At 41.5% G+C, this 26209-nt stretch carries 23 protein-coding genes and 1 other RNA gene; 9 read left to right on the forward strand and 15 right to left on the reverse strand.

Annotation, left to right across the window (positions count from 1 at the left end; genetic code table 11):
• Positions 1–48 precede the first annotated feature (48 nt).
• Positions 49–690, forward strand: coding sequence for an NAD(P)-dependent oxidoreductase (locus GSY63_RS20580; protein WP_166587741.1), 642 nt, complete (start codon positions 49–51; stop codon positions 688–690).
• A 158-nt stretch (positions 691–848) separates the two neighbouring features.
• Here GSY63_RS20580 and GSY63_RS20585 read toward each other — a convergent pair whose 3' ends face one another.
• The 5 genes from GSY63_RS20585 to GSY63_RS20605 all read right to left on the reverse strand — a co-directional run bounded on the left by GSY63_RS20585 (position 849) and on the right by GSY63_RS20605 (position 5812).
• A complete protein-coding gene (locus GSY63_RS20585) occupies positions 849–1640 on the reverse strand; it encodes a PhzF family phenazine biosynthesis protein (RefSeq protein ID WP_166587742.1) in 792 nt (263 codons plus the stop codon).
• 46 nt (positions 1641–1686) lie between these two features.
• Positions 1687–3039, reverse strand: a complete 1353-nt coding sequence (locus GSY63_RS20590) for a hypothetical protein (protein WP_208094624.1) — start codon at positions 3037–3039, stop codon at positions 1687–1689.
• A gap of 75 nt (positions 3040–3114) precedes the next feature.
• Positions 3115–4068 (reverse strand): pepsin/retropepsin-like aspartic protease family protein, encoded by a 954-nt coding sequence (locus tag GSY63_RS20595; protein ID WP_166587744.1) that lies wholly within the window; start codon positions 4066–4068, stop codon positions 3115–3117.
• Between the two features lie 136 nt (positions 4069–4204).
• Positions 4205–4903 (reverse strand): deoxyribonuclease V, encoded by a 699-nt coding sequence (nfi, locus tag GSY63_RS20600; protein ID WP_166587745.1) that lies wholly within the window; start codon positions 4901–4903, stop codon positions 4205–4207.
• 48 nt (positions 4904–4951) lie between these two features.
• Entirely contained in the window at positions 4952–5812 is an 861-nt protein-coding gene (locus GSY63_RS20605) for a sigma-70 family RNA polymerase sigma factor (protein ID WP_090466905.1), read from the reverse strand.
• A 281-nt stretch (positions 5813–6093) separates the two neighbouring features.
• Between GSY63_RS20605 and GSY63_RS20610 the strand changes: the two genes are divergently transcribed.
• Complete coding sequence (locus GSY63_RS20610) at positions 6094–6306, forward strand: helix-turn-helix domain-containing protein (protein ID WP_166587746.1); 213 nt, start codon at positions 6094–6096, stop codon at positions 6304–6306.
• Here GSY63_RS20610 and GSY63_RS20615 read toward each other — a convergent pair.
• Together GSY63_RS20615 and lpdA are read right to left on the reverse strand one after the other, a co-directional pair.
• Positions 6301–7140 carry an MBL fold metallo-hydrolase gene (locus GSY63_RS20615; protein WP_166587747.1) on the reverse strand — a complete coding sequence of 280 codons (840 nt, stop codon included), beginning with the start codon at positions 7138–7140 and terminating at the stop codon, positions 6301–6303. The two genes, GSY63_RS20610 and GSY63_RS20615, sit on opposite strands and share 6 nt — an antisense overlap.
• 130 nt (positions 7141–7270) lie before the next feature.
• The gene (lpdA, locus tag GSY63_RS20620) at positions 7271–8662 is read right to left on the reverse strand and encodes a dihydrolipoyl dehydrogenase (protein WP_166587748.1); all 1392 of its coding nucleotides are present in this window, start codon (positions 8660–8662) and stop codon (positions 7271–7273) included.
• A gap of 332 nt (positions 8663–8994) precedes the next feature.
• Between lpdA and GSY63_RS20625 the strand changes: the two genes are divergently transcribed.
• On the forward strand, positions 8995–12198 hold the full coding sequence (locus GSY63_RS20625; RefSeq protein ID WP_166587749.1) for a TonB-dependent receptor: 3204 nt from the start codon (positions 8995–8997) through the stop codon (positions 12196–12198).
• 128 nt (positions 12199–12326) lie between these two features.
• Here the strand turns inward: GSY63_RS20625 and GSY63_RS20630 are convergent, their stop codons facing one another.
• Positions 12327–13508 carry an AIR synthase related protein gene (locus GSY63_RS20630; RefSeq protein ID WP_208094625.1) on the reverse strand — a complete coding sequence of 394 codons (1182 nt, stop codon included), beginning with the start codon at positions 13506–13508 and terminating at the stop codon, positions 12327–12329.
• Positions 13509–13580: 72 nt separating this feature from the next.
• On the opposite strand from GSY63_RS20630, the gene GSY63_RS20635 reads away from it, so the two are divergent.
• The gene (locus GSY63_RS20635) at positions 13581–15371 is read left to right on the forward strand and encodes a chloride channel protein (RefSeq protein ID WP_166587750.1); all 1791 of its coding nucleotides are present in this window, start codon (positions 13581–13583) and stop codon (positions 15369–15371) included.
• Positions 15372–15419: 48 nt separating this feature from the next.
• Here GSY63_RS20635 and GSY63_RS20640 read toward each other — a convergent pair whose 3' ends face one another.
• Positions 15420–17591, reverse strand: coding sequence for a glutamine synthetase III family protein (locus GSY63_RS20640; RefSeq protein WP_166587751.1), 2172 nt, complete (start codon positions 17589–17591; stop codon positions 15420–15422).
• Between the two features lie 242 nt (positions 17592–17833).
• Between GSY63_RS20640 and GSY63_RS20645 the strand changes: the two genes are divergently transcribed.
• On the forward strand, positions 17834–18664 hold the full coding sequence (locus tag GSY63_RS20645; protein ID WP_166587752.1) for an energy transducer TonB: 831 nt from the start codon (positions 17834–17836) through the stop codon (positions 18662–18664).
• A gap of 73 nt (positions 18665–18737) precedes the next feature.
• Here GSY63_RS20645 and GSY63_RS20650 read toward each other — a convergent pair whose 3' ends face one another.
• Positions 18738–20129: a sigma-54-dependent transcriptional regulator gene (locus tag GSY63_RS20650; RefSeq protein ID WP_166587753.1), complete on the reverse strand. Its 1392-nt coding sequence runs from the start codon at positions 20127–20129 to the stop codon at positions 18738–18740.
• Between the two features lie 121 nt (positions 20130–20250).
• An RNA gene (rnpB, locus tag GSY63_RS20655) (RNase P RNA component class A) lies at positions 20251–20640 on the reverse strand.
• A gap of 284 nt (positions 20641–20924) precedes the next feature.
• Here rnpB and GSY63_RS20660 point away from each other — a divergent pair.
• Together GSY63_RS20660 and GSY63_RS20665 are read left to right on the forward strand one after the other, a co-directional pair.
• Complete coding sequence (locus GSY63_RS20660) at positions 20925–21110, forward strand: hypothetical protein (protein ID WP_166587754.1); 186 nt, start codon at positions 20925–20927, stop codon at positions 21108–21110.
• A gap of 301 nt (positions 21111–21411) precedes the next feature.
• A complete protein-coding gene (locus tag GSY63_RS20665) occupies positions 21412–21891 on the forward strand; it encodes a hypothetical protein (RefSeq protein WP_166587755.1) in 480 nt (159 codons plus the stop codon).
• Between the two features lie 50 nt (positions 21892–21941).
• Here the strand turns inward: GSY63_RS20665 and GSY63_RS20670 are convergent, their stop codons facing one another.
• From GSY63_RS20670 to GSY63_RS20680, 3 genes are read right to left on the reverse strand one after another with little or no spacing between them, the layout of a single operon-like run.
• Entirely contained in the window at positions 21942–22361 is a 420-nt protein-coding gene (locus tag GSY63_RS20670) for a c-type cytochrome (RefSeq protein WP_166587756.1), read from the reverse strand.
• Positions 22358–22993: an SCO family protein gene (locus GSY63_RS20675; protein WP_166587757.1), complete on the reverse strand. Its 636-nt coding sequence runs from the start codon at positions 22991–22993 to the stop codon at positions 22358–22360. Before GSY63_RS20675 ends, GSY63_RS20670 begins: the two co-directional genes overlap by 4 nt.
• A complete protein-coding gene (locus GSY63_RS20680; protein ID WP_166587758.1) occupies positions 22990–23415 on the reverse strand; it encodes a hypothetical protein in 426 nt (141 codons plus the stop codon). Before GSY63_RS20680 ends, GSY63_RS20675 begins: the two co-directional genes overlap by 4 nt.
• A gap of 202 nt (positions 23416–23617) precedes the next feature.
• Between GSY63_RS20680 and GSY63_RS20685 the strand changes: the two genes are divergently transcribed.
• Positions 23618–23857, forward strand: coding sequence for a hypothetical protein (locus GSY63_RS20685; protein WP_166587759.1), 240 nt, complete (start codon positions 23618–23620; stop codon positions 23855–23857).
• Positions 23858–23898: 41 nt separating this feature from the next.
• Here the strand turns inward: GSY63_RS20685 and GSY63_RS20690 are convergent, their stop codons facing one another.
• Positions 23899–24588: a CBS domain-containing protein gene (locus tag GSY63_RS20690; protein WP_166587760.1), complete on the reverse strand. Its 690-nt coding sequence runs from the start codon at positions 24586–24588 to the stop codon at positions 23899–23901.
• Between the two features lie 309 nt (positions 24589–24897).
• On the opposite strand from GSY63_RS20690, the gene GSY63_RS20695 reads away from it, so the two are divergent.
• Entirely contained in the window at positions 24898–26208 is a 1311-nt protein-coding gene (locus GSY63_RS20695) for an aspartate kinase (RefSeq protein ID WP_166587761.1), read from the forward strand.
• The last annotated feature ends 1 nt before the right edge of the window (position 26209 follow it).

Raw genomic sequence — 26209 nt, forward strand, 5'->3', positions numbered from 1 at the left:
TTACGCTGTTTAACTACTTAAAAGCTATATTAACACAAAACATACCATATGAAAATTGCAGTTTTTGGCGCAAGCGGCCGTATTGGTAGCCGCATAGTTAACGAAGCTCTGAGCCGTGGGCATAATGTTACCGCTGTGGTACGCCATCCCGAAACTTACACAGGTGGCAACCGACCACATTTATATGTGGCCAAAGGCGATGTATTTAATTCGGACCATGTTGAAAGCTGCGCTTTTGACCATGATGCAGTAGTGAGTGCCTACAGCAATACAGGTGGTGCAACACCCGGAAGCATTGCAGAAGTTGCCCTGCCGTTAATAAACGGCCTAAAGCAAGCCAACGTAACACGTCTGATCGTTGTAGGAGGAGCAGGCAGCCTGGAGGTTTCGCCCGGCGTGCAGTTAGTAGATGCACCAGATTTTCCGGAAGCATATAAGGCCATTTCCTTAGCGCATCGAGATGCTTTGAAAATTTATCAGCAGGAAAAAGAGCTTGAGTGGACATCGGTTAGCCCATCGGAAGTAATATACCCTGGCGAGCGCACAGGTAAATATCGTATTGGCACAAATCAATTATTGAAGGACGAGCATGGCAAAAGCCATATCAGTATGGAGGATTTTGCCGCAGGTATTTTAGATGAAATCGAAAATCCGCAACATATCAGGCAACAAATGACGGTGGGGTACTAAGGCAAAGAATCAAGAATCGAGAGACAAGAATCAAGATAAAATTTCAAAATAAAAGTTGTCATTCAGAGCGATAGCGAAGAATCTTCTGCGATGCCTACAACTGCTATACTTGTTTGAGAAGATTCTTTACTATGTTTAGAATGACAAATCATCCCCATCTAAATGTATATCTCTCCCTTCAAATAAGTCACCGCGTTGCCGCTCATCAGCACGCGGTCGCCTTTAAGTTCGCACCAAAGTTCGCCTTTGCGGGAGGATACCTGGTACGCGTGCAGTTTGTTTTTCCCTAATTTTTCTGCCCAATAAGGTATCAGGTTGCAATGTGCCGAACCTGTAACCGGATCTTCGGGAACGCCTGCTGCCGGGGCAAAAAAGCGCGACACAAAATCTACTGTGTTACCCGGCGCAGTTACAATTACACCTATGGTATCAATTTTAGATAGTGCCATATGATCAGGGTCGATGTCTAAAATGTCCTGTTCGTTCTCATACACCAAAAAGTAATCCCGGGAGCGTAAAATCGCTATCGGTTCTTTACCATTATCGCCAAGTGCCTCGAGTAAACCCGTGGTTAACTCAACAGGGTAGGGAGGCCTCGATGGGAAATCGAGTGTGTATTTATCTCCGTTTCGAGTTACTTTTAGTACGCCTGCTTTTTCGGTATCGAAAGTTATTTCGCTACCTGTATAATTAAGCTGCGTGAAAATGATATGTGCGGTGGCCAGGGTAGCATGCCCGCAAAGGTCTATCTCCAATTCGGGTGTAAACCAGCGCAAATGATAGCCGTGGGCTGTTTTTACGAAGAAGGCAGTCTCAGCCAAATTATTTTCCTTCGCAATTTTCTGCATCACATCATTAGGTAGCCATTCTTCCAACGGACAAACGGCTGCCGGATTACCGCCAAATAACCTGTCGGTAAAAGCATCGGCCTGGTAGATAGGTATGGTCATAATTGGTGAAGTATTATAATGCAATATAGCTATTAACAATTAAAAGCTACTCTATCCACAACACAGAGTTACCGGTTCCGTATTGGTTTTGCTCCCATATTTTATTCCCCGGGTCAAGTATCCATTTGCCGTCTATCAGAAATTTATACAGGTATTTGCCAGGCTTCAATCGCATGTTTATTACCCATTGATCGCCGCGGTGTTCGAGGGTATAGCCTTGTTCGTTCCAGTTGTTAAAGTCGCCAGCTAAACGTACGGTATGAGCTGAGCTATACCCTTTTAAAATAAAGGCGTGATTAGATCGTACTGCGAGGAATGAATTGGTTTTGCCATCCGTAGTGATCTGGTGTGGATTTGCGGGATCAGCTATCGCTTGGCCGTCGACAATGAACTTGTATTGATAATTTCCAGCTGAAATAGTGTAAGATAGCACCCAACCGGTAGCTGTTTTGCTAAGCTGCAGCATGTCGGCATCCCAGTTGTTAAAACCACCGGCAACACATACTTTGTGGGCGTTGGTGTAACCGTTGAGTTTAAATGTGACGCTTTCACCCAAAAGCAAAACTGAGCTAAGTTGCTTATTTTGCATCTGGGTCATTTTATTGGCCGGGTCAGTTATCCAACTGCCGTTTACCATAAAATGATAAAGGTAAATACCATCATGTAAATAAAGCGATGTTTCCCAGACACCATCCTTTTGGCGCATAGCTAACTCCAGCCATTTGTTGAAACTACCAGATACACTTATTTTCTTTGCCGATTGATAGCCAGCGAGTTTAAATGTATAGTTGTAGCGGTAATAAATGGAGTTGTTATTGCCCAAGCCATCATCTTCTAACAGGTTGTTGTTAAGATCGGGAGTCCAATTGCCGTTAACAATGAATTTGTAGGCGTATTTACCAGGTTCTAAACGGATATCGGCTACCCACCCACTGTCGGTACGGTTCATGATGCCTTTAATAGTGCTCCAGTTATTGAAATTGCCAGACAACAGCACACGTTTTGCCTGTGTATTGCCGGGGATAAAAAATCGTGTCAGGCCTGACGGCAACTCATGCACACTAACCCGGTTTGCAAAACTGTTTACCCCAAAAGCTACTTCAGACGGATAACCCGGCCTGCCATTGCTTTTGTACATATTGGAACTTAACAAGTAGGGGGTAAGTTGTTGGCTCTCATTAACATCAGCTAGCGAACGGTCTAACTCAATGATGTTTTTTTTAGCTTTTACGTTCCATCCGTTTTTTGTGGCGGCAGCGTAATCACCTTTCAATAGCATTTCGGCTGTTTGGCCAGTAACACCACCAGCTATAAGCATGCTGTCAATCTCGTTTTTACTCGTGCGGGTGTCCAGTATAAGTACTAAGCGGCCATGTTGCATCACCATTTTATTACGCATTTGGGCTACTGTTGCATTTAAGCAACCGAGTAACAGTAGTAACGTGAATAAATGCCGAAGCCTTGCCATTTTGTGTTATTGTTGATTGTAAATGTACATTTCAAATTCTTTTTTCGCGAAGTTTACGGTGAAAACACCGCGCGCAAAAAAGTCGTATCCCAATATACCGTCTACCGTGTAACCATAAGCCTTGCCAATATTTTCCAGGTTGGATACCAGTACCCTGTTGCTTATAAAAGGATAATCGCCAATGATGAGCTTTTCGAAACGGGCATAGATTATTTCGTACGATGACCCGCCGACACCCGTAACCTTAGATCGGTTGATAACCTGTAGCGATTTAATAATCTTTTTAGGTGCGTGATAATCTATCATGTTAGTTTCGGCGCCGGTATCAAAAGCAAACCACATCGATTTGTCGCTAACCGTTCCTTTAATAAATATTACGTCATTCATATACCGAAAGGTGATTTTTACAGTAGGGGTGTTAAATACGCGTTCCGCCGGGATGATCTCGCCTTTACTATCCAGCTTATGGACGTAGAGCAGGTTTTTATTTAAATCGATGGTAATTGCCAGTTTGGCGAAAAGCCTGGTACCTAACAAGCCCAGTATTTTTACCTGCTTACTGTTTTCAATGCCAGAAAGATCGGTTACATCGGCAACCAATCGATCGTAATGCAAGTCGAAACCTAAAGAAAAATTATGAACTACTGCTGTAAAGGTGCCTGCTGTACGACCGTTGATTCCACCGGCATCCTGCTCAGTAATTTTGGGTAGGTAGCGGAAATAAGTAGCGTTTAAGATAAGGTAAGGTGCGCCGGTATCGAGCAAGAAATTTCCGGCTACAGAATCTACCTGCGCCTCAACCAAAATCAGGTTGCCCGCACGTTTAATCGGTATGGTAAGTACTTTAAAGTCGCCGTAAGGATCGGAGTCGCCTTCTAATGCTTTTAGGTTTACACCTGCAATACGGATGTCGGGATTGCAAAATGCTTTGTCACAGCATAGCGCTGAAACCAAAAGCATAATAAGCAAAACCCGGTTGAACATGGAGACGTAATTGTTTAGTTAAGACGCCAAGCATAGTCGAATAGTTACGGCTGGATTTGGGTGATGGGAATAAATATTGGGGATACGCTTTGAGCTCGGAATAATTCTCTGATTAAAATAATGAGAACTGCTTATCTGTTCCGCTATCCTCAACTCTCACCCTGTTAACCAAAATATGAGCCTGACGGGTAGGCTCGGGAATACGATAACCACGAATGCAGTTTTTGATGATCTGGACGCTCTGATCCATGCTAACACGGTGCCCGGGCGAAATATAAATGGGGTTGCAATTCTTTTTGCTGCGCAAGGCTATGCCCACTATTTCGCCGCGATCATACATCGGACTTTCGGCGAACACTTCGTTGGCGGGCTCTTGATGGCGGCCGTACAGACGGCTTTTAGCACTGCCGATAGTTGGCACATCGGTAACTAAGCCAAAATGTGTGGCAATCCCTAGTCTACGTTCGTGCGCAATGCCTTGTCCATCTAGAACGAGGAGGTCGGGTTTAATATCTAACTTGTCCCATGCTTCTAGTAGGGCTGGTACTTCTCTAAAAGCTAATAGGCCGGAAATATAGGGGAAAGATGTACGGCTAATCACGGAGGAATGACCAACTACGGTCATCTCAGGACATTTTAACAGGATGATGCCTGCGTAAACTGTTTCGGAATATTTATTGAATGAGATGTCGGCACCGCCGATAACGTTGATTGGATTATCAAGCGATTCGATATGAATTTGCTGTCGTAATTCGCTTTGGTAGGCAATAGCTTGGGAAGGGGTGAGATGCTCATAGTCGGCGGGCTGCATACTATATAAAACAAAAAAGCCTCCGTTTGTTGCGGAGGCTCTGCGATTTTATCCTAAATAAGATTTCAGAATTTTACTTCTGGAAGTGTGTCTCAGCCTTTGTAGCGCTTTGTCTTTGATCTGGCGCACACGTTCGCGGGTTAAATTGAACTTTTCGCCAATTTCCTCGAGCGATAGCGGGTGATTGGTGCCTAATCCAAAAAATAAAACGATGATCTCACGCTCACGCTCAGTAAGCGTAGATAGCGAACGTTTTATTTCTTCTGATAACGACTCGTTAATTAAAATAGAGTCGGTGTTTGGCTCCTGGTTTTCCAGTACATCCAACAAGGTGTTTTCTTCACCCTGAACAAATGGGGCATCCATAGATACATGGCGGCCTGAGTTGCTCAGTGTGTCAGAAATTTTGTCAACGGTGGTTTCTAAAATGTCAGCAAGTTCTTCTGGTGATGGCTCGCGCTCATACTCCTGCTCTAATTTAGAGAATGCTTTGCTGATCTTACTTAATGAACCTACCTGGTTTAATGGTAAACGCACAATACGGGATTGCTCGGCAATAGCCTGCAAAATTGATTGACGGATCCACCAAACGGCATAAGAGATGAACTTGAAACCTTTCGTTTCATCGAAACGCTTGGCTGCTTTAATTAAACCTAAATTGCCTTCATTAATCAAGTCGCCCAATGTAAGGCCTTGATTTTGATACTGTTTAGCAACAGAAACCACAAATCGGAGGTTAGTTTTTGTTAACCGCTCTAAGGCAGCCTGATCGCCCTCGCGAATCTTTTGTGCTAATATTACTTCTTCTTCGGCAGTGATTAGGTCAACCTTACCAATCTCGTGGAGATATTTGTCCAGTGACTGTGACTCACGGTTGGTAATGGATTGAGTTATTTTGAGTTGTCTCATCTATTTTTATTACCTCGATTCTTGTTATAGAATTGAACGTGCAAAGATACAAAATTGTTGTTGAATATTTGCTCTTTATCCGATAATTACTTTCAGGTTGAAAATGTATTAAATTTAGGTTGTTTCTCGGTAATTATTTATCGATATTCAATAAATAATTAGACGCTCCCCAAGCTTGGTGCTCAAAAGCACTTAAATGTACAAAAAATAAATCATTTGTTAAAACACCTATTTTTTGCGAGTGCAAATATTTTTCTTTCAAATAAGACCTACAATATAAGATGCCAATAATTATTAATTTGGATGTGATGATGGCCCGACGCAAAATGTCATTGAACGAATTGAGCGAGCGGGTTGGTATTACCCTGTCTAATCTTTCGATATTAAAAAACGGTAAAGCCAAGGCCATCAGGCTCGAAACACTTGATGCGATATGCCAGGCACTGGATTGTCAACCAGGCGATATTTTGGCATATGAAAACCGGGAGTTATAACTCCGTTAATGCGAATGTTTCTTTAACACGTATTCCTTTTTCTGTTTGTTGCACGGTGCAACATTCGTTTGCAGAATCATGCTCGAGGTACAATACATACTGCTTGTCGGCTGCCTCATTAAAAAATAGCTTGCGCTCTGCCATTGTTTTCAACGGGAACATATCGTAAGCCATTATGTAGGGGATAGGCAAGTGCCCGATTGACGGTAGCAAGTCTGCCATGTATAAAATTTGTCGGCCCTTATAATTAATCAATGGAAGCATCATAGCCTCGGTATGGCCGGATACGAAACGGATACTGAAATCGTCAGTAAACGGTGTTTCATCTGTTATATCAACAAATTTTAGCTGAGCGTTTTGCTGAATGGGCAATATATTCTCTGTTAAGAATGAAGCTTTCTCGCGCTCGTTTGGGTTGGTAGCCCAATCCCAATGGCTGGAGTTGCTCCAATAAGTTGCATTTTTAAAGGCAGGGGCTAGTTTGTCGCCTTCGCGTTTTACAGCGCCGCCTACATGGTCAAAATGCAGGTGAGTTAAAAACACATCTGTGATATCATCCATCCCAAAACCTTTCGCGGCAAGCGATTTTTGAAGCGTATCGTCGCCGTGGAGGTAATAATGGCTAAAAAATTTTTCACTTTGTTTATCGCCGATGCCGGTATCTATCAATATCAAGCGGTTGCCATCCTCAACCAGTAAACAACGCATAGCCCAGGTACACATATTGTTATCGTCGGCCGGGTTAGTTTTTTGCCAAATGGATTTGGGCACTACACCAAACATAGCGCCGCCATCTAATTTAAAAAAGCCTGTATTGATAGTATGTAGATTCATGCCCCAATAGCCCCCTAAAAGGGTAATAAAATGTGAAAACTAATAATAGAAAAAGCCCTCATTAATTAATGAAGGCTTTCAAATTTATAAATACTTTAAGCTTTTCCAAACTCCCCTTTAGGGGTAGGGGCTATAAGTGTATTACTTCACCGTATGCATCAGCTGCAGCTTCCATAATAGCTTCGCTCATGGTTGGGTGAGGGTGTACGGTTTTAATAACATCATGACCGGTAGTTTCCAGTTTGCGGGCGGTAACTACTTCGGCAATCATTTCGGTAACGTTAGCGCCAATCATGTGTGCTCCTAAGAACTCGCCGTATTTAGCATCAAAAATTACTTTAACAAAACCTTCTTTGGCACCAGCTGCACTGGCTTTACCAGATGCCGAGAATGGGAATTTACCCACTTTAATTTCGTATCCGGCTTCGCGGGCTGCTTTTTCGGTGTAACCAACAGAAGCAACTTCCGGAGAGCAATAAGTACAACCCGGGATATTGTTATAATTGATTGGGTCAACATGTAAACCTGCAATTTTCTCAACGCAGGTAATACCTTCTGCAGATGCCACGTGAGCAAGTGCCTGGCCTTTTACAATGTCGCCAATAGCGTAAATGCCTTCAATATTGGTGCGGTAGTAATCGTCAACCAATACTTTGCCTTTGTCAAATTTAACGCCGGTTTCTTCCAGTCCGATACCTTCCAGGTTGGTGCTGATACCGATAGCCGATAATACAACTTCAGCTTCAAGCACTTCCATGCCTTTTTCGGTTTTAACATTTACTTTGCAAAGGTCGCCGCTGGTATCAACAGACTCAACTGTGGAGCTGGTCATGATGTTGATGCCTTGTTTTTTAAGGCTGCGGTTAAGTTGTTTTGATACTTCCTCGTCTTCTAACGGAACGATGTCACCTAAAAATTCAACTACAGTAACTTTGGTACCAATTGAGTTATAGAAGTAGGCAAACTCGATACCGATAGCGCCCGAACCTACTACAACCATTGATTTTGGCTGTTTAGGCAAGTTCATCGCCTGGCGGTAACCGATAATTTTAACACCGTCTTGTTTAAGATTAGGTAACTCGCGCGAGCGGCCACCTGTTGCCAATATAATATGTTTAGCCTGATGATCAGTTGTTGAACCGTCATTGGCTTTAACTTCTACAACGCCTTTGCCTTTAAGCTTGCCAAAACCGTTAATTACATCGATTTTGTTTTTCTTCATCAAAAACTGCACGCCTTTGCTCATACCATCGGCAACGCCGCGGCTGCGTTTAACAACAGCTTCAAAATCAACCACACCCTGACCTTCTATTTTAATACCATAGTCGGCAGCGTGATTAAGGTATTCAAATACCTGTGCGCTTTTTAATAGTGCTTTTGTTGGGATACAGCCCCAATTAAGGCATATACCACCCAAAGACTCCCGCTCAACTACTGCGGTTTTTAAACCTAACTGGGAAGCGCGGATTGCAGCAACATAGCCACCCGGGCCCGACCCTATAACAATGACATCGTAGTTCATGATATTTTACAGATTATGCTTTTTGTTTGCGCCAAAACTAAGTAAAAACCCCGAAATGCGAAACAGCCAATGGGGCTTAGCTATATATTGATGACGTTACTATTATAAAGAGGCGAAGATGCGATTGCAAATACCGTAATAAATATGATACAATTGAACGGTGCAATTGGCTTCTTACGAATTTTAAGGGCGTTTTGTTGCAAAAAATGTTTTTTGGATGATATATTGTTGATAAATCGATGTCTTTATTAACAATTCCTTAACATTGGCTCTTAGTGCTTTATCTATATTTGCGCCTTATTTAATTGATACGTTAAACAAACAAAACAAACATGAGAAAACACTTACTTCTCTCAATCGTGTTTCTGTTATCTACGCTGTTTACCTTTGCACAGGTAACCACAGGTAGCTTTACAGGTACAATCAAAGATTCGAAAGGTTTACCCTTGCCGGGTGCAACTGTTATTGCTACGCACGTACCTACCGGTACCAACTACAGTACAGTATCTCGCGGTAATGGTGATTTTACTATTCCAAACGTTAAAGCTGGTGGCCCTTACACCGTAAAAATCAGCTTTATCGGTTTTGCTTCACGCAGCTTTACAGATCTGAACGCGAGTTTAGGTACGCCAACTAAAGTAGAAGTAACTTTACTTGATGAAGGCAAAACGCTTGCTGAAGTAAACGTTACCGGCGCAAAAAAAGGTAGCGTTATCAGCGCTGAAAGAAGAGGTCCTTCTACCAATATTTCTTCTCGCGAGATCCAAAGCTTACCAACTGTTACCAGAAGCGTACAAGACTTTGCGCGTTTAACTCCGCAAGCTGTTTCAATCAACAGCAACTCTGACGGTAGCGCATTGGGTATCCAATTTGCTGGTCAAAGCAATAAATATAACCAGTTTACTGTTGACGGTGCCATGAGCAATGACGTTTTCGGTTTAGCTGGTAGCGGTACCAATGGTGGTCAAGCTGGTGCTAACCCTATTCCAATCGAATCTATCCAGGAGTTACAGATCGTGCTTGCACCTTATGATGTTACTCAAGGTGGTTTCACTGGTGGTGGTATCAACGCGGTTACAAAAAGTGGTACTAATACATTACACGGTTCTGCTTATGGTTACTACCAAAATCAGGATTTCGTTGGTAAAAGCGTAAGCACTGATTTAAAATATCAGAACTTCAAAAACAAAACTTACGGCTTTAGCTTAGGTGGCCCGATTATCAAAAACAAATTATTTTTCTTTGGTAACTACGAGCGTATAGATAATACTACTCCTTTAGCTAATGACCCTGCTGAAGCTGGTTCTGGTTCAAAATTCGATCCTGCTGTATTACAACAGTTACGTACTTTCGTTCAACAAAAGTATAACTTCGATATTGGTGATAGCTATGGTACTATCAACAAAAACCAAGGTTCACACTATGCTTTCGGTCGTTTAGACTGGAACATCAACGACAAAAACAAGTTAACTGTACGTCATAGCTATACTGACGGTGATAACTTTGTGATTAGCCGTAGCCCAACAACCATTAACTTCACCAGCAACGGTTACACTTTCAAAACTAAGAATAACTCAACTGTTGCCGAGTTAAACTCAAGCTTTGGAAATGGTTCATCAAACGTATTACGTTTAACTTATACCGCTACACGTGATAAACGAGCTACCTCAGATTTTCCTTTGGTATACATCCAGGATAATGGCTTGAACTACAACTTCGGTGGTGATGGTTCATCAGTAAGAAACAGCTTAAACCAAGATAGCTGGACTTTAACTGATAACTATACTATCTACAAAAACAAGCACACCATTACTTTAGGTACTGATAACTTGTTGTACAAATCAAACAACGTATTTATCCAATACTACTACGGTTACTATAACAAGTATACTTCAATAGCCCAGTTTGAATCTGGTACAGCAGCACCTGCTAACTACAGTGCTTACTACTCAAACGCTGGTGGTAATGATAATGCAAACCAGATCTTAAAGGCGGCTCAATTAGCTGTTTATGGTCAGGATGTTTGGAGCATAAGCGATAAATTTAAACTGACTTACGGTTTACGTATCGATATGCCTGTATTTATCAATAGCCCTGCTGAAAACACTGCATTCAATGCTACTGCTATTGCACAGCAATACGGTGTTAAAACTAACGAGGCGCCAAAATCAACTCCGTTATTTGCGCCAAGAGTTGGCTTTAACTGGGATGTTAACGGCGATGGTTCTACACAATTACGTGGTGGTGCTGGTATCTTTACCGGTCGCGTGCCTTTTGTGTGGATCTCTAACCAATACGGTGGTACTGGTGTAACAATCACCAAATTCTCATCAAGCGCTACTACTAATCCATCTACAGCTAACATCCATTTCAACTACGATCCTAACGATCCACACTTAGGTGCTCAGTTAGGTGCCAGCAATGCTCCATCTGAGATTGACTTAACTGACAAAAACTTTAAGTTTACTCAAACAGTACGTGGTAACATCGCTATCGATCAGAAATTACCTTTCTGGGGCTTGATCGGAACTTTAGAAGGTATTTATACCAAAAAGATCAACGATATCAACTATCAGAATCTTAACTTAACTGCTACTCCGGGTACTGTTACTTTGGGTAACACAACTCGTCCGTTCTACAACTTTACAAGAGCAAATAACAACTATACAGACGTTATTTATATGACCAACACAAGCAAAGGTTATGCTTATAACTTAACTGCTCAAATCCAGAAACCAATCTCTAACGGCTGGGCTGGTAGCATTGCTTACACTTACGGTCACTCAACTTCAGTTAACGACGGTACTAGCTCTACAGCTATCTCTAACTGGCGTTTCGCTTACAACACCAACGGTTTAAATAACCTTGATGTTAGCCGTTCTAACTACGATCCAGGATCACGTATAGTAGGTTACATTTCAAAACGTTTTGCTTACCTGCACAACAAAATGGCTACTACCGTTGGTTTAGTATATATTGGTCAGTCTGGTCAAACTTTATCTTACCTGTATGCTAATAACATTACTGGTGATGATGTATCAAGCAAAAGCTCTTCTGCTAACTTAGTATACTTACCTACTACAGTTGCTCAGGCTCAATTTGCTCCGTTAAAAGTTGGTACCACTACTTTAACTGCAGATCAGCAGTTTGCAGATTACATGGCTTTTGTTGATCAAAATCCATACCTGAAAAAACACTTAGGTCAGAATGTTGAGCGTAACGGTGACAGAATGCCTTGGGAAAACCACGTTGACTTAAAAATTCAACAAGATTTCCGCGTGTACAAAACTCACACGTTATCAGTTACTTTCGATGCAATGAACATTGGTAACTTGTTAAACAAAGATTGGGGTAACTCTTACTATGCGGCAAACCAAAGCGTAAGCTTGTTTACTGTAGTAACTCAAACAGCTACTCCTACATTTAACTTCGACAAAACTAAATTCAACACTGTTGATGGTAAACTTAGACCATACTTCTACAACGATTACTTATCTCGTTGGAGAGGTCAGCTAAGCGTACGTTACTCATTCTAATATTTAGAAAAGTAATATATGGCAAAGGCCCCGATTTATCGGGGCCTTTGCTGTTTAAGGGTAACTTGATAATTCACAATAAAAGCCCCGGTTAATTTTTTAACCGGGGCTTTTATTCTAAACCAGAGCTAATTATATACAAACTCGCCAAACTCAGAGCGGATGGTTACCTGTTTTTGCTCGGCTGCTTCTACACGGCCAATGATCTGTGCGTCGATGTTAAAGCTTTTAGAGATATTAATGATGTCTTCAGCAATTTCCTGCGGAACATACAACTCCATACGGTGGCCCATGTTAAACACCTTGTACATCTCTTGCCAGCTGGTACCAGATTCGCTTTGGATCAGCTTAAACAATGGAGGAACGTCGAACATGTTATCTTTAATAATGTGTACGTCGTTTACAAAGTGTAATACTTTGGTTTGTGCACCACCACTGCAATGTACCATTCCATCAATTTGCGAACGATATTTATCAAGTATAGCTTTAATAACGGGCGCATAGGTGCGGGTAGGAGATAACACCAGTTTACCGGCATCTACGGTTTCTCCGTTGCCTATGTCGATTTTATCGGTTAAGTTTTTACTTCCCGAAAACACCAATGAGTAAGGAACGGCTGGATCATAACTTTCCGGGAATTGTTCAGCCAGTTTTTTATTGAAAACATCATGGCGGGCGGAGGTTAATCCATTTGAACCCATGCCGCCGTTGTATTCGTTTTCGTAAGTTGCCTTGCCATAAGAAGCTAAACCGACAACTACATTACCAGCTTTAATGCGATCATTGCTGATAACATCACTGCGCTTCATGCGGCAGGTTACGGTACTATCTACTATAATAGTACGCACTAAATCACCAACATCGGCAGTTTCACCACCGGTTGAGTAAATGCCAATACCTGCTTCGCGGAGCTCAGCCAATATTTCTTCGGTGCCATTAATAATGGCGGCAATAACATCGCCCGGGATCAGGTTCTTATTGCGGCCAATGGTTGATGATAACAGGATATTATCTACAGCGCCTACACAGAGTAAGTCATCAACATTCATAATAATAGCATCCTGAGCAATGCCGCGCCATACGGAGATATCGCCCGTTTGCTTCCAGTATAAATAAGCCAATGACGATTTAGTACCCGCGCCGTCGGCATGCATAATATTGCACCAATCGGCTTCGCCACCCAATACATCCGGAATTATTTTACAAAAAGCTTGAGGGAATATGCCTTTATCAATGTTTTTAATGGCGTTGTGTACATCATCTTTGGAGGCCGACACGCCCCGCTGGTCATACCTTTGCGAAGAAATCATGGGCAAATATAAGCATCCCAATAGTTTTAAGCAGCAAATTCATTAAATTGCCGGCCTTCGCATCTTATTCTCATGATAAAGACACTTCTTCACTATATTAATGTTAACCGCTGGCGTTTGGTAAGATTAGGAAAAAATAACTTTCTGATCTATTGCAGTGTTTTTGTTGGCTTAATTGCCGGTCTCGGAGCCGTGTTGTTAAAATACCTGGTGCATTTTATGGAAGACCTGAGTCGCAGAATCTCGCTGCACTTACCGTTCCATTTTATCTATATCTTTTTACCGGCACTGGGTATACTACTTACGGTAGCCTACCAACATTTAATTAATCGCGATCAGATTCAAAAGGGGATAGGTACACTTATTTATATTATAAAGCGTAAAAAAGCTAACGTTAAGTTCAATAATGTTTACTCACATTTAATTACCAGTTCGCTTACTGTTGGCTTTGGTGGTTCATCGGGGTTGGAGGCACCAATTGTGTCTACCGGGGCGGCTATTGGCTCAAACACCGGTCGTTTTTTTAAATTGAGTTCTTATCATAAAACAGTATTAATGGCGGCTGGTGCATCGGCAGGTATCGCAGCTGTATTTAACAGCCCAATAGCAGGCGTACTGTTCTCGTTAGAAATTTTACTGGGCGAGATGAGTATATCCACGTTTATTCCGCTGCTTATAGCATCTGCTACCGGGGTGGTTGTAGCTAAGGCATTGTATTCGCGCCAACTGTTTCATTTGGTTACCGAAGGTTGGGTAATGGCTGCACTACCGTTCTACATTTTACTAGGGTTGTTAAGCGGATGGGTTGCCATCTATATATCAAAAACAGCGGAAAAGCTAGAAAAAGGAATTTTTAAAAAGCAAAACCGTTATGTGCGAGCAGTACTGGGCGGATTAATATTAGGAATCATTATTTTGATATTTCCACCAATGCTTGGTGAGGGCTATCATTATTTGCAGGAGTGTTTAAACGGAAATATTGGCGTGTTGAAAGAAGAGTCGCTATTTGCACCGCTTTTAGAACATCCTTGGGTAATGGCCGGGTTTATTGCCGCATTAGTGTTTATGAAGATTATTGCTGCAGGTATTACTTTGGGCTCTGGTGGTAACGGTGGTACATTCGCGCCAACAATGTTTACCGGTGCATTTTTGGGCTTGTTTGTGGCCTATGTGGTTAATCAAACAGGCCTTGTACATTTAAATACGAGCAACTTTATTGCTGTAGGTATGGCCGGTGCACTAAGCGGGGTTTTACATGCCCCATTGACCGCTATATTTCTCATCGCGGAAATCACCGGAGGTTATGTATTGTTTATTCCGTTGATGATCGTTTCGGCTATTGCCTATATTATATCGAGGCTGTCTAACCCGCACAACATGTACTGGCACGATCTGATCCACGAAAAGCATGTATATCCGGGACAGGATGACCAGATGCTAAACTCCATACAGTTGAATAAGGTAATTAATCGGAATTTTGTTCCGCTTGATAAGAATCAACCCGTATCCGAACTCTATAAATTGCTGGCAAGTACCAACGAAAATGTTTTTGCAGTATTAGATGCAGATCAGCAGTTAAAGGGTGTGCTTTGGCTCGACGAAATGCGTAAGGTATTATACGACCCTGCATTACCTGCAGATGCCACCATAGGTGATGTAATGGCGATACCTCCGGCAATTATTGACTACGAGCAATCCGCCCAAGATGTGATGCAACTTTTTGATACCATAGACGCCTGGCGCTTGCCGGTAACGCATAACAATAAATTCATCGGCTTTATATCTAAATCGGCACTGCTGAACCAGTATCGAGATGCGATGGTAAAACAGCATAAGCAGGCTGATTTGTTTAATCAAGCATAAATAAAAAGAAAGAGGCTCAGTTTGAGCCTCTTTCTTTTTATAAATCAATTATTTGATAAATAGCAATTCTCTGAATTTTGGTAACGGCCAAAGGCTATCGTCAACCAGTTGCTCCAACTTATCTACATGGTAGCGAATTGGTTGGAAGAATGTTTTTACCTTTTCGTCATAAGCAATAGACTTTTCACGAACATCGTCGATAGCATTAGCTTTCTTACGTTCGTCTACCATCTTATCAACATTGGTTTTAATGAAGTTTATATGCTCTGCCAATTTGGTGATGATATCTAATTGTGCGGCATAAGTATCAGGTTTTAAACCGATATCTTTAAGGCCCCTTACGCTCTCAACCAATTTGCTTTGGTAAGTAATGGCAGCAGGAATAATTACGTTGTTAACCAACTCGCCCATAACACGTGCCTCTATCTGAAGTTTCTTGTAGAATTCTTCTAACAAAATATCATGACGGGCGTGTGCTTCGCGACGGCTGAATACGCGGGTATCTTCAAACAGCTTTTCGGTTTTTTCGGTAATTAAAACGTCTAATGCTCTTGGAGTAGTTTTAACGTTTGAAAGACCTCTGGTTTCTGCTTCTTTTTCCCATTCTTCACTATAGCCATTGCCTTCAAAACGAATGGCTTTCGATTCTTTGATGTAACGTTTGATAACCGTAAGCAAGGCAAGGTCTTTTTTCTCGCCTTTTTTAATCAGTTTATCAACTTCAAGCTTGAACTTTCTTAACTGATCTGCAACGATCACGTTCAGAATGGTCATTGGATTGGCCGAATTTGCTGATGAACCTACAGCACGCAGCTCAAATTTATTACCGGTAAAAGCAAAAGGAGAGGTACGGTTGCGGTCGGTATTGTCTTTCAATATCTGCGGAATCTTCGGGATGCCTTGCCATAGTAAAGCTTCTTCCTTCAATTTTTTGCTGATACGAGAGGTTTCGATCTCATCCAATACATCATTTAACTGGCTGCCCAGGAAAATAGATATAATGGCAGGAGGGGCCTCATTAGCGCCCAGGCGGTGATCGTTATTTACGGTAGCAATAGATGCCCTCAAAAGGTCAGCATGCTCGGCAACCGCTTTAATGGTGTTCACAAAGAAGGTTAAGAACATCAGGTTGTTCTTAGGTGTTTTGCCAGGCGATAACAGGTTTTTACCGGTATTGGTAATCATTGACCAGTTATTGTGTTTACCCGAGCCGTTTACGCCTGCGTATGGTTTCTCGTGCAATAACACTTTAAAGTTATGGCGTTTGGCAACCTTGTCCATCAAATCCATTAATAAGGAGTTATGGTCGATAGCCAGGTTTATCTCTTCGTAAATTGGGGCGCACTCAAACTGCGATGGTGCAACCTCGTTATGGCGGGTTTTTAACGGAATACCTAGTAATAAGGCTTCGGTCTCAAAATCCTGCATAAAAGCGTAAACACGCTCTGGGATTGAACCGAAATAATGATCTTCCAGTTGCTGGTTTTTGGCAGACATGTGGCCAAACAGCGTACGACCGGTTAAGTACATATCCGGGCGTGCATTATATAAGGCAAGGTCTACCAGGAAATACTCCTGTTCGATACCTAAAGAAGCATTAACTTTCTCAATGCCTTTATCAAAATAGTGGCAAACATCAACAGCTGCTTTATCAAGCGCGCTTAGTGCCTTTAACAAGGGTACTTTATAATCCAGCGCTTCGCCGGTATAGGATACAAATACAGTAGGGATACACAAGGTGCGGCCCATAATGAAGGCAGGCGATGATGGGTCCCAGGCGGTATAACCACGGGCTTCGAATGTATTACGGATGCCGCCATTAGGGAAGCTAGATGCATCTGGCTCTTGTTGTGCAAGGGCATCGCCGCTAAACTTTTCTATAGCCCCGTCTGATGTCGGCTCAAAAAAAGCATCGTGTTTTTCGGCAGTTGTTCCGGTTAAAGGTTGAAACCAATGGGTATAATGGGTAGCACCTTTGCTCATTGCCCATGCTTTCATAGCCGATGCAGTTTGCTCAGCCGTATCGCGGGCAATAGGTTCGCCGTGGTCAATCGAATTTACGATACTATCGTATGCTTCTTTCGACAAATATTCCCTCATCTTCTTTTTATCGAAAACGTTGGCAGCAAAATAATCGGAAATTTTAGCACTTGGGGTTTTTACCTCTGGAATAGTGCGGGTTAACACTGCTTCTAACGCTTTAAATCGAATGTTTGACATTTTAGGAAAGGATTATTGACAATTAATTCATCAAAAATAAAAATCGAATTATAAAAACGGGTAAGTATTTGATATTTATTCAATAAAGTTTCAGAAAATTAGAAAATTATAAGTGAAATAATATATGTTTTAGCAATATGATATAAATGCAATTTTGGGCTAAAAAAAAGTAAAAACTTTATGGCTTGATAAAATATTATAATGTTTAAACACGTTATATATAAAATTTAATTTCAATCACCATGCTTATCCCAAAATTTGATTTGTACAAGTCTGAGTGGCTCGAACTTGTATTTGAGAAACGTAACAAGTCTTACGGTGCTTATGAATTAAGGCAACACTACTCGCAATATATGGTGCGGGCCTTATCGTACACCCTTTTTGGATTTGTTGCTATTGCTATTACTTTAAGTATTGTTGCACGTACTAAGCAGGTCGAACTAATTCGTGATAAGGAGATTACGATTGATCTCACGAAGGTGGTTATGCCTCCGCCTCCTAAACAGCAGGATAAAGCGCTGCCTCCACCTCCGGCTAAACCAATAACGGCTAAACCGTTAGCGCCAACTCAATCGGCGCCTAACGTAGTAATACCAACCCGCATCACGCCGGAGGAGGTAAATACAAATCCGCCAACAATAGCCGATCTTCAAAAATCTATCTCTGGTTCTGAAGTATCTAAAGGTACGGGAGCGCCTGCTGTACAACCAATTACAAATGGGGGCGGTGCAGGAAACGGTACTGCCGACAAAGGAGATGATAACGGTGGCGTACTGCTTACAGCAGATGTGGCACCTGAACCAAATGGTGGTATGGCTGGTTGGGCTAAGTTTTTACAACGCAGCCTTCGCTATCCAGATACTGAAGCTCAGGGCCGCGTTTTTGTAAGTTTCGTTGTAGAACGCGATGGTAGTTTAACTGATATTAAAATAGTTAAAGGCGTTAGTCCCGAACTGGATGCCGAAGCCTTGCGAGTATTGCGTATGGCTCCGAAGTGGAAACCTGGTTTGCAGGGCGGGCGTGCTGTACGTGTTCAGTATAATATCCCGATTGTATTCCAACTGAACAATTAATAAAGTTATTCTTATATAGCAAGAAAGGGTTAACAGTGATGTTAACCCTTTCTTGTTTGATCAAAGACTGGAATTATTCTCCTCTCTTCAATCCGTATTTCTCTATTTTGCTATAAAGGTGGCTTCGCTGTATGTCGATATCGTCAGCAGTTTTAGACACGTTCCAATTGTTTTTTTCGAGCTTGAACTTAATGTACTCACGCTCGGCAAAATCTTTATATTCCTGGAAGTTTTTAAACTGGTCGAAATCTGTTTGCGGTGTAGCGGCCCCACCGCCATTGGCCGCAGTGGCAATAGTAACGGGAGCCGATGGGTTGGCAAAGGCTTTTACATCACCATCGGTAATTACCTTATCGCTCAGGATGATCAGGCGCTCAACCATGTTACGCAGCTCGCGAATATTACCACTCCAAGGCAGTGCTTTAAGGGCTTCCATGGCGGGTTCTGAGAAACGTTTTACCGGCATACCATATTCGCTGCAAATTTCCTCCAAAAAGCTTTGTGTAATTAGTGGAATATCGTCGCGGCGCTCGGTAAGCGGCGGTACATGAATCAGGATCACGCTTAGGCGATGGTACAAGTCCATACGGAAATTACCGTCTTCAATTTCTTTCAACAGATCTTTGTTCGTAGCCGCTACTACGCGCACGTCAACCTCTATTTCCTTTTCGCCGCCTACGCGGGTTATTTTGTTTTCTTGAAGGGCGCGTAATACTTTAGCCTGGGCCGATTGGCTCATGTCACCAATCTCATCCAGGAAAAGTGTACCGCCGTTAGCCGACTCAAATTTGCCGATGCGTTGTTTTACCGCAGAGGTAAATGAACCTTTTTCATGGCCGAATAATTCGCTTTCAATCAATTCTGAAGGTATAGCCGCGCAATTAACTTCTATAAGAGGCGCATTACTTCGGTTCGACTTTTCGTGCAACCAGCGTGCAACCAATTCTTTACCGCTACCATTGGCACCGGTAACCAGTACGCGTGCATCGGTAGGGGCAACACGCTCTATCGTTTCTTTGATTTTTACTATTGCCTGCGAGTTACCCAATATAGGGCGAACTTTAGATACCTTACGTTTTAAAGTCTTGGCTTCGGTTACCAAACTTCCGCGATCGAGGGCGTTGCGTACAGTTATCAGTAAGCGGTTGAGGTCTGGTGGTTTTGATATAAAGTCAAATGCGCCTTTTTTGCTGGCTTCAACTGCCGTTTCAACCGTACCATGGCCCGAGATCATGATGAAAGGAAGGTCGGGCTTAATTATTAAGCCTTCGGTTAGCACCTCCATGCCATCCATTCGGTTCATTTTAATATCGCACAATACCAGATCGTAATCGTTTTTCTGGATCATTTGCAACCCATCTATACCATTATCGATATCTTCTACCTGGTAATCTTCGTATTCCAAAATCTCTCTGAGCGTGTTGCGTATCGCGCGCTCATCGTCTATAATTAAAACTTTCGCCATTATAAAGGTGTAATGCAGCTAATAATTGAAGTGCTAATATATTATTAATTGTATAGTAAATTAAACACTTGGGTTTTTGTTTTAAAAAAATTAACCCACCCTGAAACAGAGCGGGTTAATAACCAGCAGCAAAGCTATAAGCCGGGTTCTGTGTTGCCCCGAAGGGCAATTTCTATCATTAATCTTATTTTGACATTGCTGCCAAACTTTAACAACCTACCCATTCTGACCATGTTGCGAACAACATATAAAAGCGAGCAGCTTTAAATTCAGAACCTATTTGGTTTTTCAACTCCTGAGGTTTACCGTCATCCCGGTCGCCCGGTAATGCCGTGAGCTCTTACCTCACGTTTTCACCCTTACCCCGATAAATCGCGGCGGTATTTTTTCTGTGGCACTTGCTGTCGCCGGCTGGTACGGCGCCTTCCCGTTAGGAAGCAGGATGCTCTGTGTTGCCCGGACTTTCCTCCGTTCCGACTCTCATCGGTACAGCGATAGAACGTTTTGCCATGCAAAGATAGGGTTTTAATTGGTTGATGGTGTTGCGCAAAATAATTTCACAATACGATAATTTGTTGATTTGTTAATAAAAAAGCTGATTGGCTGATTGTTTTAATTACCCACAAATGCATTCTTAGCAGAATTAGCAAATCGTTCACTCAGTATTTGTATTAAAAAACAAAGTGTTTAAATTGAACTTGTATATATACCAACTAGCTAATAAACAGAATATAAACCTGGATAAATTATCGCCTGCTCCCCAACTGCGATATTGCTCCTTTATCTAAGCTCAGTATGAGATCATTTTTGATGACTGATGCGTACAACGATGCGCAAAATTTGAAAGCCTCTCTTGAAGCAGATTTAGAAATTATAGCAGCCTTCGAAGAATTAATGAACCTGGAAGAACAACAGGAAGAAAAGGCAGCGGAGAAGAAGAAAACAGTAGTTAAGAATCTGCACTATCGCAGAACAGCTTAAGCTTAGTTTTTCGATTTGGTAATTTGTTGATTTGTCAATTGGCGTTGACCGATTTGTTGGGTTATACGCTGTAATCGCATGGTTTTACTATTTTTTTCTTATCTTGCATGGGAAATAAGGATGTATGTCATCATCTCAACCGGAAAATATAGTTACTCAAAACTTAATTTCTCCCGAAACGGAAACAGATCGGTTGAAGCGCAATATCTATCGATCTGATATGGAAAAGTTTCTTTTATTCACTAAAATGCTTCGCGCCAACAAAATGTATAGTAAGGCTAGAATAACTCATAAGTAATTTATGGATGTACTTGACGAAGATTTGCTTCGTTTTTGGAAAAAGTTAAGCGAACACCGGGTCAATTATATTATGGTTGGCGGATTTGCCACACGTTTTCATGGTTTCAATAGGAATACCGACGACATCGATCTTTGGCTTGAAGATACACTATCAAATCGCCAGCGTCTTCGATCTGCTTTTAATGCTTTAGATTACGGCGACCAGCCTTTATTGGAAACTATGGAGTTTGTACCGGGCTGGACAAGTTTTTATATTGGCAGCGGTATAGAATTAGACATCATGACCACTATGAAGGGGTTAGAAGATTTGACTTTTGCTGAATGCCTGGAAATTGCTTCCGTTGCTAATCTTGATGGTATAGATATACCCTTCTTGCATATCAATCAATTGATTCAAAATAAAAAGGCTGTAAACAGACCTAAAGATCAGATTGATGTTATAGAATTGGAAAAAATAAAAACTATTAGAGAGCAAGAATAGTTTGGGCGTCGGCCATACTTATAATAAATTGGGAATAAATAAGTCCTCTCTTACTTACAATCCCCTAAGTCCTTATTAACATCCTCAACCTTTACAACCCCCATTTTATTACCAAACGAATTTTTAACATAAGTGAGCACCTGTGAAATTTCGATAGGGGCGAGGTCGGCGGGGGGCATTTGATTTTGATAGGGTTTGCCACTAACGATAACCAACTTATCTTTTAAGCCAAACTTGATGATGCAGGCCAGTTGAGTTTTGTTTTGCTTGAGGTAAACCGAGTCGGTAAGTGGCGGCATTAGTGCGGAAAGACCCTCACCATTATTACCATGACAGTTTTGGCAATGCTGTGTGTAAACTACTTCACCAGCCGAATAGGCACGCTTAAATTCAATGTCCTGATCATTAGCGCAGGATATAACCAGGAATGAGATAACGAATAAAATAAGCGCGCTTAGTTGCCACCTCATTGTGCAATGTTTTGATCTGGTTCGGCCTGTAGTGTTTTAATATCGGCTATCATTTTGGTAACCTCAGCAGGGTCCGTACCCAGGTACGATCCACGGATACGTTTTTGCTTATCCACCAGTATAAAATAACCATCGTGCACATTACCCTCGCGGGCTTCAACCATGTAGCCTTTGGCCAGTTTATAGGTTTCTTCTTTTTGTCCCTGTAGAAATAACCAATTATTGCCGGTAACACCTAGTTTGTCGGCATATTTTTTTAATACGTCAACACTGTCGTGCTTTGGGTCGATGGTATAGGATACGATCTTAAAATTGCCTACGTTTTTAAATTCTTTATATACGTTAAGCATGTTGCGGTGCATAACGGGGCAAATGCTTGGGCAAGTGGTAAAAAAGAAATCTGCTACGTATATGTTACCATCCAGGCTTTTGTTGCTTATGCTATCGCCATACTGGTTTATAAAATTAAACTTGGGGATAGTTTGGTAAATGGTATCCGTAACTGTTTTCCCATCAACCGTTTTAGTGCTTGCCTCTCGATTACCATATATAGGCAGCATTTTCTGGCTGGCCGAATTATTACAAGCGCTCAAAGCTAAAACGCATATTAACGCATAAAATAAGTTTCTCATTGTTGTTTGTATTTAGCCAGCGCCTTTGTCGACAGATCTATTGAGCTATTCAACTGCGAATCTATTTTGTTGATCTGTATGTTTTGCGTATTAAGGTACTCCATCACATCAGCATGCGATTTACCTTTGTAGTCAGGATCAAACTTATGCATCCAATCTTCCATGGCTTCGTCGGCAGTTTTAAGATTGCTGCTCTGTGTTCTAAATTCGGCTTTAAGCGCGGCAGAATCCTGGGGTGCAAATTTATCCAGTTTTAACAGGCTATCTATCTGAATTTTATTGGTCATGGCTTTATCTTCGGCAGCCATCACTTTATCGTGCGTAGCCAAAATTCCGTCCATTGATTTTTTTTCCTCAGCTTTATCATCGCTGCAGGCAACGATGGTTACACATGTTAAAGCAAGCAACCAAATTTTTTTCATAAGATATTCGATTAAATATGCGCCAAAGTTAATATTAAAGCGCAATTGAAAACTGAGACAAAATACAGTTTAAAATCATTTTTGATTATTAGATACAAAGGAGGATGCTTTCGCCATGCATTGCTATTGTAAACCTTAAACTAAATTGCGTGCTTTGAGCTAATATTTAGAAACCACTTCACAAAAATTGAGTTATAGCTATATGAATCCGTTTGTAGTAGAAATTCCGATGATAGATCGCCCGTTGGTGATCACCGTAAAACACCGCCCCGAAGCAAAAGCAAGCTTGTACGATTTATACTATGCCGACGGGCTTTGTGGCTATATGTATTGCAACGAGCATAATGTATGGATCTATAAACCGCATTTAAATGCGGCATTGCTGTTAGACGAGGGCCATATCCAGCATTTAGGTACAGCTATTCATGAGCAGTCGAAGTAAAGCCCTCTCAATCCCTCCCGAAGCGGAGGGATTAAATTTTATTACAAAAGACTTCTTAATACTTCCTGAGATATCTTGCGTTCGAGATCATTTTTGAGTACGATTCCTATCATTTTACGTTGGGAGTCGAGTACAGGGAGATAATCGTTTTTACCTCGACTAGAGATGTAGCTTTTCGATACTTTTTTATATGCATCAAGTACAGTATCATCGACGAACACAAAATCTTTAGTGGCCTTCGGATATTGCTTTTTAAATGTTTGGGAATCTTGAATTGCCGTTACAAAACTATCAATGGCAGCGTTATCAAAAGCAGGACCATTAGGTTCATTGTTGGGATGCAGATGATCTATTGGAAGTAGGCATTTGAACTGTTCGTCTTCGTTAACTATCTCTATGTATTTTAATTTTGTTAATCGCTCTAAATAATAAACTATGTCTTCGGATTTATAATAATCTCTTCTGCCTAAGACAAATCTTATACGAATACGCCTATTCTTTTCCTCTTCGCCAAGCTCATTAATTTCAGACCGCGGACCCTTAATTATAATAACATCTTTACCTTGGTCTATAAACTCAAATTTAGTAATTAATGATTCTGGAAGATCTTTTTTTAAATTGGCTTCTAGTTCTAAGCCCAATCCTTTAAATGTTTTTATATACCCACCAATAATGAGTGCAATTAAGATAGGGGTTCCTGCTACTAGCAACCATTTTGCGTCAAGTTTCATAAAGGGATAATTCCTCGCCTCAAGAGATAGGAACACAATTAATAAAATAATTGAAAAAAAGCTAAAAACCAAGAGTGTGAGATGTGGCCTTATATTTTTCATATTAGCGAAAAATGAGATTTATAAAGATAGCAAAGTTTAATAATGGAATCGCCTATTAAACCGTGTGCATTTTTTGTATTTTTAGCGCCGCCAAAGCTGGTGCGCTGTAAATTACTGCTGATATACAATCTTAGTACTTCTCCTTGCATCTTAAAACCTGCTTCTGGCAGCGGAATATCAGTTTTTGTCTTTTAAACAGAATAAATAATGAAAGTCTTAAAATTTGGCGGAACATCTGTAGGTAGTCCTGATCGGATGAAAAAGCTGCTGAATATTATTAATGCCGATGAACGCCAGATTGTGGTGTTGTCGGCAGTTTCGGGTACTACCAATAGTTTGGTTGAAATTGGTCAAGCCTATTTGGCCAGCGATAAGGCCAGGGCTGCAACATTAATTGCCACACTAAAAGATAAGTACGAGTTATTTATTAAGGAACTGTTTAATGACGAAAAATGTCTGAGCAGGGGTAAAGAGGTTATCGATTATCACTTCGGTTTATTAAGCCAATTATCCAACGATTTGTTTACACACATCGAAGATAAGATTGTATTGGCACAAGGCGAACTACTGTCGACTACTTTATATCATGTTTATCTGCAAGAGATCGGTGTGCCATCGGTATTATTACCAGCGCTCGACTTTATGAGAGTGGATGAAGATCACGAGCCTGTTGTAGATTATATAACCGATCATATTAACCCTTTGCTGAATAAGCACTTGGAGAATAAATTATTTATCACCCAAGGATATATTTGTAAAAATTCGTTCGGGGAAATTGATAATCTGCGCCGCGGCGGCAGCGATTATACCGCCTCGCTTATTGGTGCGGCTATCCGTAGCGAAGAAGTACAAATCTGGACGGATATCGACGGCATGCATAACAACGATCCAAGGATTGTGAAGAGCACGCAACCTATTAGCCAGTTATCATTTGATGAAGCGGCCGAGCTGGCATATTTCGGTGCAAAAATATTACACCCGCAAAGTGTTTTCCCGGCACAGAAATACAAAATTCCGGTTCGGTTACTAAATACTATGGACCCGCAAGCCGCCGGTACACTAATAACCGGTGACAGCGTGAAGGATGGTATTAAGTCCATCGCCGCTAAAGACGATATTACGGCTATCAAAATACAATCGAGCCGAATGTTATTGGCTTATGGCTTTTTACGCCGCGTGTTCGAGGTATTTGAGCGTTATAAAACTTCGATAGATATGATCACTACTTCTGAGGTAGGTGTATCTTTGACAATCGATGATACTACTCATCTGGGAGATATTACCAAAGAGTTGAATTCATTCGGCTCAGTTGAGCTAGATGTTAACCACACTATTATCTGTGTGGTTGGCGATTTCGGCGCCGATAAGCATGGCTACGCAGCACGTGTATTAGAATCGGTAAAGCACATCCCGATCAGGATGATCTCCTACGGAGGCAGCGATCATAACTTGTCGTTACTCGTAAAAACAGAAGACAAAGTAGAGGCCCTGAGAAGCCTGCATAGCAGATTATTTTAGT

It is taken from the genome of Mucilaginibacter agri (assembly GCF_009928685.1).
Lineage (GTDB): Bacteria > Bacteroidota > Bacteroidia > Sphingobacteriales > Sphingobacteriaceae > Mucilaginibacter > Mucilaginibacter agri.